This window comes from Psychrobacter sp. KCTC 72983, assembly GCF_014280455.1.
Taxonomy (GTDB): Bacteria; Pseudomonadota; Gammaproteobacteria; order Pseudomonadales; family Moraxellaceae; genus Psychrobacter; species Psychrobacter pacificensis.
This window is the reverse complement of record NZ_CP060390.1, coordinates 419,453-432,252: the sequence shown is the minus strand read 5'-3', so window position 1 is coordinate 432,252 and position 12,800 is coordinate 419,453. Positions and strand designations below refer to the sequence as shown.

Here is a 12,800-nt window from a genome sequence, read left to right as displayed (position 1 = left end):
TATTGGTGGTGTATCAAAATTATACTGATTAAAATTCAAACAATTCTTGAAGCATTGAAAGCTCTGTAAGGTCAGAGGATATCTAATAGTTTCTTATTGGTTTTTATCGCTAGCATATTTTTTAGGACACCACCAAAATATTTACTACATATGAGAAAGATTATGCCAGAATTTACTACTTCCGCTCTTGAATGGATTACCCTAGTTCTTGAAGAACGTTTTGGTTATGTCTTTACGCTTAGGCAAGGCCAGTCAGGACTGAAACTATCCCTAGCCAACACGTCACAGGGCTATATTTTATTTCCCAAGGTTGAAGAGGCGTTTCATCTGTCTCGTTCCGATTTTCCTTGCAGTCATTGGGATGCAGATAGAGCAGGCTGGATTAGCGTATTGGAAGTGCCATTGCCTGCACCAGGCGTTAATGACCTATCTGAGCCAGTGATCGAGAAAAAAGAAGATTGTTTTGTGATTAATTACGACATTCTTGGCCTTACCTATTGGATGCTTAATCGTATTGAGGAAATTGGTCGAACTGATTTGGACAACCATAACCGCTTTCCCGCAACAGCTTCCCATGCTTATAAACATGGTTATTTAGAACGCCCTGTGGTCGATGAATGGCTGCATATATTGGGACAAGTTATACAATGCACATGGCCAGCGTTAGAGCTTAAGCGACACCAGTTTAATATGAAGGTATCTCATGATGTTGATGGTGCCAGCAGGTATGGCTTCAGTTCGTTTAAAGGAATGCTTAGAGGAGTTGCGGGAGATATTTTAAAACGTAGAAATTTTAAAAGCTTATTACTAGCACCTTTGATACATTTAAATAGTAGTAAGAAAATTCACCATGCTGACCCTGCTAATACATTTGATTGGCTTATGAATCAGTCGGAAAAGCATAACATGACTAGTGCTTTCTACTTTATCTGTGGTCGTACCGATGCTTATAGAGATGCAGATTATGAGCCAGAACATCCAGCTATTCGTGAGCTTATACGTAGGATACATAATCGTGGTCATGAAATAGGACTACATCCTAGCTATAATAGTTTTCAGTATCCTGAAATCATTAAAGCTGAGGCAAATCGTCTCCGTAATATTATGCAAGATGAGGGTATAACACAAGGAGAGTTAGGTGGCCGTATGCATTATCTGAGATGGGAACATCCCACTACATTACAAGCTTGGAACGATGCAGGTATGACCTATGATAGTACATTGAGTTATGCAGATTTACCTGGATTTCGTTGCGGCACATGCTTTGAGTATCCAGCATTTAATCCGGAAACTCAAAAAATATTAGATATACGGGTAAGACCTTTAATCGTAATGGATTGTACGGTTGTTTCGGACCGTTACTTAGGACTAGGATATACTCAAGAAGCCGAAGAAAAAATACTCGAGCTAAAAAATAAATGTCGAAAAGTACATGGTTGTTTCACTTTTTTATGGCATAACTCCTTCTTCGTAGGTAAAGAAAGCTATTATCTATATGAACAAATACTGTCTAATTAAACTAGGTAAAGAAACTATATTGAGGCAATAAATGAAAATTGTAACTATTTTAGGGGCTAGACCTCAGTTTATCAAAGCAGCAGCTTTTTCTAGAGCACTTAAAATATATCCAAATATTGAAGAGGTTATCGTTCATACGGGTCAACACTATGACCAGAATATGTCGGATATATTTTTTCAAGAAATGGATATCCCTAAGCCAAAATACCAACTAAATACGGGTGGAAAATCTCATGGTGCTATGACTGGACAACAGTTAGAAAAAACAGAAGAGATATTAATTATTGAAAAACCTGATATCGTGTTGGTTTATGGTGATACGAATTCTACTCTTGCAGGAGCTTTAGCGGCTGTAAAATTACATATTCCTGTTGTTCATATTGAAGCCGGACTGAGATCTTTTAATCGTAGAATGCCCGAAGAAATAAACCGTATACTTACCGATCAGATTAGTTCTTATTTATTTGTACCGAGTGAAGAGGCACGAAAAAACCTATTGAATGAGGGGGTTGATAAAAACAAGATATTTGTTGTCGGCGATATAATGTACGATGTATCTTTATATTATAAAAAGAAAAAAGTGAAACCTATCTGGTTTGATGAATTAAACATAGATAAGTTTATTCTTTGTACGATTCATCGTGCAGAAAATACTGACGTTCCACATAAACTGAAAAATATTTTCGAAGGCTTATCAACTTCTAAAAGCCCAATAGTTTTACCACTTCACCCTAGAACATTAGATAAAATAAAAAAAGTAGGAATAAGCATTCCTACTAATGTATTTATCGTTGAGCCAGTTGGATATCTTGAAATGGTTTGGTTAGAGATTAATAGTGAATTTATTATTACAGATTCGGGCGGCGTACAAAAAGAGGCCTACTTTCATGGTAAACAATGCATAACTTTAAGAGATGAGACTGAGTGGGTTGAGTTGGTTCAATCAGGTGTAAATATTCTAGTGGGAAATGATATCCGAAAGATTAAAAGCGCTATTAATAATGTTCAGTTTACCTGTATAGATAATAATATATATGGTCAAGGGAATACTGCAGGTCAAATTGCTAATTTTCTTGAGGTTAACATATGAAGCGTATAGTTCATATTACTAGTGTCAGAGAGTTGACTTCGGGCCAAAGACAGCAGTTGCATTCTGAGCATAAAGCTGCTTTGATGCTTCAAACTGCTAATTGGACTACATTAGCTTATCATACAGATCAGCCGAAGCTTTCATTTGAAAAGCGAATCCCATTATTTTTTAGACCGATACTTTTAAGGAATTTATACATATGGCTTAAAATACTGTCTTATCAGAATGATTATGATTTAGTCTTGCTTCGACATATGACTTTTGATCCATTTTCTATAGTATTTTCTCCCTTAATTAAAAATCGTATAAGTGTTCATCATGCTAAAGAAATTGAAGAGCTAAAATTAGTACGCAAGGGTTGGAAAGGTAGGTTAGCTTCTATGTTAGAAGTTATAGCAGGAAAGGTTTTAATTAAGAATTCAGTTGCTGTTATTGGAGTAACAGAAGAAATAGGGAGGTATCAAAATATAAGAAGGAGACTCAATAAGATAGTTTTTAGTTATCCAAATGGTATTGATCTACCCTCTATTCCGCTAGCGCAGGACTGTAGAGAAAAAGAAGATTTAAATATAGCCTTTATCTGTGGAACGTTTTCTGAATGGCATGGCCTAGACTTACTTATTAAATCTGTCAAAGAGTATACAAAAAAAGATTTAAACTTTAAGATACATTTAATAGGGAAATTAAATAATAGTTATATTAATAGTATTAAGGATAAGGAGTGTTTTATAAACCATGGGTTCTTGGCTAAGACAGAGTATCTTGATATCGTTTCGAAATGTGATATAGCACTAGGTTCTCTAGCGATGTTTAGACAGAATTTGAATGAAGGTGCTACGCTAAAAGTTAGAGAAATGTTGGCTTTAGGTATACCAGTATATTCAACACATATAGACACAAGCTTGCAAGATAACAGCATTTTTTATTTGAATGATAAGGTATTAGATATCGAAAATTTAGTTAATTATGGCCTAGAGATGAAAAAATATAGTAGACAACAAGTTAGAAATGATACAGCCAGATTTATAGACAAAACTAGTATTTTGCAGAGTCTAATCATAGATATCAACAATGCTTTATTTTAACGGAATGTTTTTAGAAAAATTCTTGAAAGTCTATAGATAGGTGCTAATCAGAGTAATTATATGGAAAAGTTGAATTTAGTATACTATGACTTCTACCAAGCTATACTGACATTATTTATTTTAATATTAGGATTAATAGTCTGCATACTAGTGGGTGCAAAAAAATCAAGCGATATAAAGTATATCTCACTTATTTATGGCTGGCATACATTTTATTCATGTTTCTACTGGTATTACTCTTTATCTAATCCGGGTGATTCGATTACATATTATAGAAAAACATTTGATTTAGACCTTAATTTTTACCCTGGAACCAGATTTACTGAATCTCTAGTGCTAATTGTTACTCGAATATTCGATTCAAATTATTTAAATACCAACTTAATCTTTAATATATTTGGGTGTCTGGGTTTAGTTTTAATATATCTTACGCTAAAAAAGTTCTTTCTTGTTCTGAACAAGTACTGGTTCTTTATTTTATTAATTCCTTCTATGAGCTTTTGGAGTGCTGGCTTAGGTAAAGACTCAATATCATTCTTTGCAACCGGTCTTTTTCTATATGCTGTAACTACCGGTAAGAGACCTACTTTGCTAACGCTTATTGCTGTTTTTTCTATGTTTATGGTAAGGCCCCATATAGCTTTAATGATGTTGGTTTCATATTTACTATATTATTTTATTAAAGCAAAGATACACTTGGTGCTTAAGCTTTTTACTTTGCCGATCATAGCTGCAGGAGTCATTATAGCTTTAAGCTTCGTGCAGCAATATGTAGGCTTGGAGGATACTTCTTTAAGTAGTGTTAGTGACTATGTTGATCAGCGTCAGGGTTATAATCAACGTGGTGGGTCTTCTTTAGATATTGCTTCAATGAGCTATCCGATGCAAATGTTCACATATATTTTTAGACCTCTACCTTTTGAAGCTCATAGTGCGGTAGCACTGATTAGTAGTTTAGAGAATACAATCTTATTATTATTATTTGTTTATATTCTAATTAAGTCAAGATTCAACTTCCGACCATTCATAGAGAATAAAAACTTATGGTTACTTATCTACGTTTTTTTAACTTGTACGATACTTGCTATTACGACAGCAAACTTAGGCATAGCAACACGGCAAAAATGGATGTTTATGCCAGTATTACTTTATCTATTAATATATAGCTTCCATAATTACAAATTAAATAAGTCTAGGATTTATCAATGAAGTTTCTCCTCATAGCAAGCTATCCTGCTTCAATCTTAAAGTTCCGCGGTGCTTTAGTTAAAGCACTACAGGATAAAGGCTTTGAGATTCACATTACTGCCCCTGAGTTTGATGTTTATTCAGAAGAGCGTAATAACTTAATAGAGTTAGGTTATATAGTCCATGATATACCTATGCAGCGTACAGGGACCAACCCATTAAACGACGCTAAAACTGTGTCTGCTTTATACTTATTGATGAAGGAAATTAAGCCTAGCCATGTAATGGGCTATACCATTAAGCCTGTCATCTATGGATCGCTAGCAGCCAAACTCGCTCGTGTGCCGCATCGTTTTGCTCTGATTACAGGTCTTGGTTACGCGTTTCAAGGAGCAGATGAACAGGACTATAAAAAGTCTAATCTACAAAAAATAATGCATAAACTGTATTCAATAGCATTAGCATCGACTCATAAAATGTTTTTTCAAAATCCTGATGACGAAGCATTATTTAAATCTATGAGTATCTTAACGCCCAATGCCTCAACTACCGTTGTTAATGGTTCAGGCGTTGATATATCAGAATATAGTGTCCAGCCTTTTGCCACTATAGATGATATATTGATTCCTAGGTTTTTATTGATAGCTCGATTGCTGGGTGATAAAGGAGTACGCGAATATGCTCAAGCTGCTAAAATTATTAAAGATAAATATCCGCAAGCTCAATTTGACTTGGTAGGCTGGATCGATGATAACCCTGATACCATCAATCAACAAGAGTTAGATAGTTGGATTAGTGCAGGATTATTTAACTTTTGGGGTAAGCTTGATGATGTGAAGCCAGCCATTGCAGCGAGTTCCATTTATGTATTACCTTCTTATCGAGAGGGCACACCGCGCACTGTACTAGAAGCGATGGCAATGGGTCGACCAATCATTACGACGGACGCACCAGGTTGTCGTGAAACAGTGATTGATGGTTATAACGGTTATCTCGTTCCTGTTAAAGCGGTAGAAGAATTAGCCGCTGCGATGGAACGTTTTATCGTTAATCCAGCGCTTATTATTGAAATGGGTAAGGCATCACGCCAATTGGTAGAAGAAAAGTTTGATGTGGATGCGGTCAATCAATCCATGCTAGAAGCGATGGGTTTATAATTTATATATTAGAGTCACAGGAAGAAAAATGATAAAACGCCTTTTCGATATCACTGCTGCGACCACCGCTTTGGTCGCTTTATCTCCGGTATATGTCATCACCGCTTATAAAGTCAAAAAAAACTTAGGTTCACCTGTACTATTCCGTCAGACGCGCCCTGGTCTAGACGGTAAGCCGTTTGAGATGCTCAAGTTTCGCTCGATGAAAGATGCTGTTGATGCTGATAGCAATGTGCTTCCTGATAGTGAGCGCTTAACTGACTTTGGTAAAGCACTACGGAATAGTAGTTTGGATGAATTGCCCGAACTGTGGAATGTGTTAAAAGGCGATATGAGTTTAGTGGGGCCGCGTCCGTTGTTGATGGAGTACTTGCCGCTATATAGCGATGAGCAAGCGCGTCGTCATAATGTACGCCCTGGTATTACGGGTTATGCGCAAGTGAATGGACGTAATGCTATTGGTTGGGATAAAAAGTTTGAGCTCGATACTTGGTATGTAGATAACCAATCATTATGGTTGGATATTAAAATACTACTTAAGACAGTAAAAAAAGTAGTTATCAAAGATGGTATTAGTGAGGAAGGTGAGGCAACCATGAGCAAGTTCAGTGGAAACAAAAAGGAATATTCATGAATATATTAATCACCTCCGCAGGTCAAAGAGTATCATTAGTTAAATCATTCAAAAAAGAATTAACTTTCTTTTTTGAAGATAGTAAAGTTTTTACTGCTGATTTAAATCCACAGTTATCTCCTGCATGTCATATCTCTGATCGTTCTTTTAAGGTTCCTAAAGTTACGAATGATGAGTATATACATTACTTACTAAAAATTTGTTTAGATAACGATGTAAAGTTGATTATTCCTACTATTGATACAGAGCTAAAGACTCTTAGCTTAAATATTGAACATTTTAAAAAATATAATATTGAAATAATAGTGAGTGACTACTCACTTGTAGAAATGTGCCGCGATAAAAGAAAAGTAAATAAATTATTTGTCGAACACAATATAGAGATTCCAGAACAATTTAATGTCGATAATTTAGTTTTTCCAGTATTCATTAAACCATGTGATGGAAGTAGAAGTGAAGGTATATTTCTTGCTTCTACAAGCAAAGATATAAAAGATGAGCATATAAAGAATACAAAGCTCATGTTTATGGAATATATTTCTAACGAAGATTATGATGAGTTTACAGTAGATTGTTATTATGACAAACATTCTGATTTAAAATGTGTCGTGCCACGCCAACGAATTGCTGTTAGAGCAGGTGAAGTTAGTAAAGGTGTAACTAAGAATAATTTTATTGTAAGTGAATTTCAAAAACATCTTTCTAAGTTAGAAGGAGCTAAAGGTTGCTTAACTATTCAAGTATTTTTACATAAGAAACTAAATAGGATTAAGGGAATTGAAATTAATCCTAGGTTTGGTGGTGGTTATCCATTGACTTATTTGTCAGGAGCTAATTATACAAGATGGTTAATAGAAGAATATATGTTAAATAAGCGCATTGAGAAATTCAATGGCTGGCAAGATAACTTACTAATGTTACGTTATGATGCAGAAGTTCTGGTAGAAGATTATAATGAATAAAGTTCTAGTTTTAGACTTAGATGATACTCTCTATTCTGAATTAAATTATCTGAAATCTGCATATCACAGAATAGCCAGTGAGTTGTCAGATAATAATAGTCAATTATATGAATTAATGTTGAGTAAGTACATTAATTCCGAAGATGTATTCAGTTTTCTTGTCACCGAATATAATGTTGAGCTGCAATACTTGCTAGATTTGTATAGATATCATATCCCTAATATTCAATTGTATCCTAATGTGGACAAAGTCTTAAACTATTTCTCAGAGAACGGTGAAATAGCTATTGTCACTGATGGTCGCTCTAAAACTCAGAGAAATAAACTCAGGGCTTTAGGCTTAACCCATATATTGACAACTATAGTGATATCAGAAGAGCTAAAAACCGAAAAACCTTGCAGAGCAAATTTTGAAAAAGTTGTTTCAGAAACTATAGGTAACAAGTATATATATATTGGTGACAACTTAAAAAAAGATTTTATCACTCCAAAAGAGATGGGATGGACAACAATATGCTTAAAAGATCAAGGTAATAACATACATAAGCAGAATTTCGACCTCCCTTATGCATATCAGCCTGATTATTGTTTTGAATCATGGTTGGAAATACAATACTTTTTAAATATCCCATAAAGACGAATTTATTATGCTAAATACAAAGTTTTCACCGTGGCCGAGCTTTACGCAAGAAGAAGCTGATAAAGTCAGTGCTGTTTTGTTGTCCAACAAAGTAAACTACTGGACAGGTCAAGAAGGGCGCGAGTTTGAAAAAGAATTTGCGGCATGGGCAGACAGCCAGTATGCAGTAGCCGTTGCTAATGGCACCTTAGCATTGGATGTAGCATTAAAAGCGCTGGATATCGGCGCAGGTGATGAAGTGATTGTCACACCGCGCACTTTTATCGCCAGTATCTCTTGTGTGGTCAATGCAGGGGCGACCCCTGTTTTCGCTGATGTAGAAACGGACACGGGCAATATCTCGCCTGAGACCATCAAAGCCGTATTGACCGATAAGACCAAAGCTATCATTTGCGTACATTTGGCTGGCTGGCCGTGCGACATGGATGGTATCATGACATTGGCGGATGCGCATGATTTATACGTCATCGAAGACTGCGCGCAGGCACATGGCGCAACCTATAAAGGACGCAGTGTCGGCAGCATCGGTCACGTAGGCGCATGGAGTTTTTGCCAAGACAAAATCATGACCACAGGCGGTGAAGGCGGTATGGTCACCACCAATGATGAAAACTTGTGGCGCAAAATGTGGGCGTACAAAGACCATGGCAAGAGCTACGCCGCTGTCTATGAAACCGAGCACCCACCTGGCTACCGCTGGCTGCATGAGAGCTTCGGTACCAATTGGCGTATGACTGAGATGCAATCGGCAATCGGGCGTATTCAGCTGGCGCGCATGAGCGATTGGACAAAAAAGCGCACGCAAAACGCGCAGGCAATTTTGGATGCGTGTACACGCTGGGCAGAAAAAGGCTATTTGTCTGTGCCGCGTCTAGAAAACAGCGCCGACTTTGCTGATGCCAAACACGCTTACTATAAGCTTTATGTTTATGTAAAGCCTGATAATCTACCCGAAGGCTGGACACGAGATGCTATTATTGCAGCGATTAATGAGCAAGGCGTGCCGTGCTTTTCAGGCTCGGCGTCGGAAGTGTATTTAGAAAAAGCCTTTGATGATACAGGTCTGCGTCCAGAAATCAGGCTGCCAATAGCCAAACAATTGGGTGAAACCAGCTTGATGTTTTTGGTGCATCCAACCTTGACAGAGGCAGAAATTACGCAAACGGTTCAGGCTTTAGACAAAGTTCTTGCCCGTATCGATGCGAATGCTAAATAAATAATGATTCATTAAAACTTATCTATTCTGGATAAGTACACTTTATAAAGAGTAGATAATTATGTCTAAACAAAGAAAGTACAAGCAGCTGAGTGTGTTAGTAGGGCTGGGTATGGTATCCATGCTGGCCTCAGCACAGAATTTGTATATGAATGATATGAAGCTCAAGTCAGAGCTAGAATGGTTAAATGCGCAAGGCGTCACTCACATTAGTACCAGTACATGGCCTTTAACTGCTAATGAAATTACAAAAGCAATCACCACGGCTCAGGTGAGTACTGACGCACAGCAAAAAGTACTACAGTCAGTCCGTGCAACACTTGCTAAAAACCCCAACTCCTTGGTGAAGGCTGAAGTAGACGCTTATGTACAGACCGATCGTCAGCAGTTGCCGCAAACTTTTGCTGATGACCATTTAGCAGGGCAAGAGGTTTCAGCAGCGCTCAGTTTGAGTGAAGAAAATTGGGAGATGAAACTTCAAGCCAATCTAAAAAACGACAGTTTGCTCGAAGACAGTAATGACTTGAGTTTTGAAGGCTCATATATTGCTGGCTCTGCTGCCAATCAATGGTTGATTGCCGGTCAGATCCCGACATGGTGGGGCCCTGGTACTGACGGCAGTTTGATTCGTGGCGATGCCAGTCGTCCTGTTGCAGGTATCACCATGCAACGTGATGAGCAAAATGCACCAACCTCGCCTTATCTTTCATGGGTTGGTCCATGGCAGTATCAATTATTTGCAGGTCAACTTGAAGATTATGATGCCGTACCAGATGCCAAGCTATTTGGTGCTCGTCTGACGGCCAGTCCTTTACCATGGCTAGAAGTTGGTGCGTCTCGAACCTTTATGTGGGGCGGGGAAGGTCGTCCAGAGAGTTTTAGCTCCTTTGGTGATGCTATTTTAGGCACTAAAGATAATGGTGACAATGGTGCGACGATTGGTGAAGACCCTGCTAACCAATTAGGTGGTTTTGATGCTAAGGTGCAGCTTGCCCCACTGATCAATATTCCTGCGAGTATCTACGGTCAATATATTGGTGAAGATGAAGCGGGCGGCTTGCCTGCTAAAAACATGTATTTGGCGGGTGCAGACTACGCTTCTGAAGCTTATGGTATGCCATATCAATTGTATACAGAATATGCAGACACACGTACTAGTGGTAAAGTCCGAGGCGTATCCTATGATCATAGTACATATACGGATGGGTACTACCAGCAAGGCTATCCACTCGGGCATTCTTTGGGCGGCGATGCAGAGAGCATATCAGTAGGTGGCAAGCTATGGCTAGATAGTCGAAACTTTGTCAATACAAAACTGCAATATGCTAAGGTTAATCAGTCAGGAGAGTTGGATCGTCGCACTGGGAAGTCTGATAACCAAGCATTTCCAATGAAAGATAAACTGACCGCTATTGACATATCATGGGCGCATCAGTTGAATCCAAAAACTTTAGTGACATCTCGCTTATGGGGCGTAGACTCTGATACTCAGTCGAGTGATATTGGAGCAGGCGTTGGGCTAGAGTTTCAGACTTATTAGCCCAAGCCTATAGCGGCTAATAAATAACGTGAATACATGAGAAGTCAAATGGTCTACTAAATGATAGTAGGCCATTTTTTTATTGTATCCCAATACACGCTAGGATTTTGCAGCGTACACAGGTACAATATTATTATCAGTCAAAGGTTGACGAACCAAAGGACAGGCATGCAAAGTACTTGCACGCGCTGTCTTTATTTTTTTATATCGTATCCTCTATTGGAGTTACTATGTCTATTGCCCACGAGTCCGCCACCGTTTTGGACGGCAAAGCACTTGCCAAACAAATAGAACAGGATCTACGCACGCGCGTGGATGCGATCAAAGATAAAACGGGGCGCACCCCAAGCTTAGCGACGATATTGGTTGGTGACGATCCAGCCTCTGCCACTTATGTCCGTATGAAAGGCAACGCTTGCAAGCGTGTTGGCATGGACTCTATACGTGTTGAGATGCCGAGTGCCACGACCACTGAGCAGCTCATGGCAAAGATAGATGAGCTAAACAGCAATCCAGACGTACACGGCATTTTGCTACAGCATCCAGTTCCTGGACATATCGATGAGCGCGCTTGCTTTGAGCAAATCGACTTGGCAAAAGACGTCGATGGCGTGACTTGTCTTGGTTTTGGACGTATGGCGATGCAGCAATCCGCTTACGGCTCATGCACACCGCAAGGCATCATGCATCTACTCGCGCATCATAATATCGAGCTTGCGGGTTTGGAGGCTGTGGTCGTAGGGCGTAGTGCTATTTTGGGTAAACCAATGGCGATGATGCTATTGAATGCGAACTGTACGGTGACTATCTGTCATTCAAGAACTCAAGACTTAGAGTCTCATGTCAAGCGTGCCGATATTGTTGTTGGTGCTGTGGGTGTGCCTGAGCTGATCAAAGCCGCTTGGATCAAAAAAGGCGCGGTAGTCGTTGATGCAGGTTTTCATCCAACGGATAACGGCGGTGTTGGCGATATCGAAATGCAAGGTATGGAAAACATTGCTAGCGCGTATACACCAGTGCCAGGCGGTGTTGGCCCAATGACCATCAACACGCTTATTCGCCAGACAGTCGATGCGGCTGAAAAATCAGCAGGTTTGGGTATTAGCTAGAAAATAGCCATGTGAGTGCTGATTGCCGATAGATAAAGGGGCCTGATTGATAGAGTCAGGCAAATCAACCACCTCTTCGTTGATAGGATCTAAAAATGGCTAAAAAAGACGTAGGTATTCATGAGCGACTACAAGGTATTGGTAGAGAGTTTGTCGATGTCTGTCATTACGTTATCTTATTTTTAATCAGCGTGGTGGTGGTCTGGACGGCAGGTAAAGAGTTTATCTATATTGTCCAAAAAGGCTCAGCGGATTTAAAAGATATTTTGATGCTATTCATTTATCTTGAGCTGCTGGCTATGATAGGGATTTACTTTAAAACCCATCGTCTGCCCGTACAGTTTTTGATATTTATTGCGATAACGGCTTTATCACGACATCTAGTGGTTGATGTGCAGGCAGTGTCAGATTATTTTCATCTATGGTTGCTGGCCACCATTTCTGTGGCAATCATGCTATTGAGTGGGGCTATTGTCATACTCACTTGGACGGCAAAAACATTTGGTCGCCCAGAAGACAATCTTGATAAACAGTATGCAAATTTAACGGTCAAGGCTATGCTGCCTGATAATGCGCAAGCACCAGACAGCCATACCAAGCATCGCCGCGAATAATGATTGACGATCAGCATAAAAAAGGGCTACCAGTGGTAGCCCTTTTT

At 38.9% G+C, this 12,800-nt stretch carries 12 protein-coding genes; all 12 read left to right on the top strand.

Annotated features, from left to right (window positions below; all coding sequences use genetic code 11):
* Positions 1 to 162: 162 nt before the first annotated feature.
* The 12 genes from PSBA01_RS01730 (at position 163) to PSBA01_RS01675 (ending at position 12,753) form a co-directional block, all read left to right on the top strand.
* Positions 163 to 1,518 carry a polysaccharide deacetylase family protein gene (locus PSBA01_RS01730; protein WP_186474881.1) on the top strand — a complete coding sequence of 452 codons (1,356 nt, stop codon included), beginning with the start codon at positions 163 to 165 and terminating at the stop codon, positions 1,516 to 1,518.
* 31 nt (positions 1,519 to 1,549) lie between these two features.
* On the top strand, positions 1,550 to 2,608 hold the full coding sequence (gene wecB, locus PSBA01_RS01725) for a non-hydrolyzing UDP-N-acetylglucosamine 2-epimerase (protein ID WP_186474880.1): 1,059 nt from the start codon (positions 1,550 to 1,552) through the stop codon (positions 2,606 to 2,608).
* A complete protein-coding gene (locus PSBA01_RS01720; protein WP_186474879.1) occupies positions 2,605 to 3,693 on the top strand; it encodes a glycosyltransferase in 1,089 nt (362 codons plus the stop codon). The genes wecB and PSBA01_RS01720 overlap by 4 nt, the downstream gene beginning before the upstream one ends.
* 60 nt (positions 3,694 to 3,753) lie before the next feature.
* Positions 3,754 to 4,902, top strand: coding sequence for a hypothetical protein (locus PSBA01_RS01715; protein WP_186474878.1), 1,149 nt, complete (start codon positions 3,754 to 3,756; stop codon positions 4,900 to 4,902).
* Complete coding sequence (locus PSBA01_RS01710; protein ID WP_186474877.1) at positions 4,899 to 6,038, top strand: glycosyltransferase family 4 protein; 1,140 nt, start codon at positions 4,899 to 4,901, stop codon at positions 6,036 to 6,038. The genes PSBA01_RS01715 and PSBA01_RS01710 overlap by 4 nt, the downstream gene beginning before the upstream one ends.
* Before the next feature lie 28 nt (positions 6,039 to 6,066).
* Positions 6,067 to 6,672, top strand: a complete 606-nt coding sequence (locus tag PSBA01_RS01705) for a sugar transferase (RefSeq protein ID WP_186474876.1) — start codon at positions 6,067 to 6,069, stop codon at positions 6,670 to 6,672.
* Positions 6,669 to 7,634: an ATP-grasp domain-containing protein gene (locus tag PSBA01_RS01700; protein WP_186474875.1), complete on the top strand. Its 966-nt coding sequence runs from the start codon at positions 6,669 to 6,671 to the stop codon at positions 7,632 to 7,634. The genes PSBA01_RS01705 and PSBA01_RS01700 overlap by 4 nt, the downstream gene beginning before the upstream one ends.
* A complete protein-coding gene (locus PSBA01_RS01695) occupies positions 7,627 to 8,268 on the top strand; it encodes an HAD family hydrolase (protein ID WP_186474874.1) in 642 nt (213 codons plus the stop codon). The genes PSBA01_RS01700 and PSBA01_RS01695 overlap by 8 nt, the downstream gene beginning before the upstream one ends.
* A 13-nt stretch (positions 8,269 to 8,281) precedes the next feature.
* On the top strand, positions 8,282 to 9,490 hold the full coding sequence (locus PSBA01_RS01690; RefSeq protein ID WP_186474873.1) for a DegT/DnrJ/EryC1/StrS family aminotransferase: 1,209 nt from the start codon (positions 8,282 to 8,284) through the stop codon (positions 9,488 to 9,490).
* 61 nt (positions 9,491 to 9,551) lie between these two features.
* On the top strand, positions 9,552 to 11,030 hold the full coding sequence (locus tag PSBA01_RS01685) for a capsule assembly Wzi family protein (RefSeq protein WP_186474872.1): 1,479 nt from the start codon (positions 9,552 to 9,554) through the stop codon (positions 11,028 to 11,030).
* Positions 11,031 to 11,260: 230 nt separating this feature from the next.
* On the top strand, positions 11,261 to 12,139 hold the full coding sequence (gene folD, locus PSBA01_RS01680; protein ID WP_186474871.1) for a bifunctional methylenetetrahydrofolate dehydrogenase/methenyltetrahydrofolate cyclohydrolase FolD: 879 nt from the start codon (positions 11,261 to 11,263) through the stop codon (positions 12,137 to 12,139).
* Positions 12,140 to 12,234: 95 nt separating this feature from the next.
* Positions 12,235 to 12,753: a phosphate-starvation-inducible protein PsiE gene (locus tag PSBA01_RS01675; RefSeq protein WP_071003358.1), complete on the top strand. Its 519-nt coding sequence runs from the start codon at positions 12,235 to 12,237 to the stop codon at positions 12,751 to 12,753.
* Positions 12,754 to 12,800 lie beyond the last annotated feature (47 nt).

Coding starts and splice junctions, on each gene's coding strand:
- PSBA01_RS01730 (WP_186474881.1), top strand. CDS start 163: ATGCCAGAATTTACTACTTCCGCTCTTGAATGGATTACCCTAGTTCTT.
- wecB (WP_186474880.1), top strand. CDS start 1,550: ATGAAAATTGTAACTATTTTAGGGGCTAGACCTCAGTTTATCAAAGCA.
- PSBA01_RS01720 (WP_186474879.1), top strand. CDS start 2,605: ATGAAGCGTATAGTTCATATTACTAGTGTCAGAGAGTTGACTTCGGGC.
- PSBA01_RS01715 (WP_186474878.1), top strand. CDS start 3,754: ATGGAAAAGTTGAATTTAGTATACTATGACTTCTACCAAGCTATACTG.
- PSBA01_RS01710 (WP_186474877.1), top strand. CDS start 4,899: ATGAAGTTTCTCCTCATAGCAAGCTATCCTGCTTCAATCTTAAAGTTC.
- PSBA01_RS01705 (WP_186474876.1), top strand. CDS start 6,067: ATGATAAAACGCCTTTTCGATATCACTGCTGCGACCACCGCTTTGGTC.
- PSBA01_RS01700 (WP_186474875.1), top strand. CDS start 6,669: ATGAATATATTAATCACCTCCGCAGGTCAAAGAGTATCATTAGTTAAA.
- PSBA01_RS01695 (WP_186474874.1), top strand. CDS start 7,627: ATGAATAAAGTTCTAGTTTTAGACTTAGATGATACTCTCTATTCTGAA.
- PSBA01_RS01690 (WP_186474873.1), top strand. CDS start 8,282: ATGCTAAATACAAAGTTTTCACCGTGGCCGAGCTTTACGCAAGAAGAA.
- PSBA01_RS01685 (WP_186474872.1), top strand. CDS start 9,552: ATGTCTAAACAAAGAAAGTACAAGCAGCTGAGTGTGTTAGTAGGGCTG.
- folD (WP_186474871.1), top strand. CDS start 11,261: ATGTCTATTGCCCACGAGTCCGCCACCGTTTTGGACGGCAAAGCACTT.
- PSBA01_RS01675 (WP_071003358.1), top strand. CDS start 12,235: ATGGCTAAAAAAGACGTAGGTATTCATGAGCGACTACAAGGTATTGGT.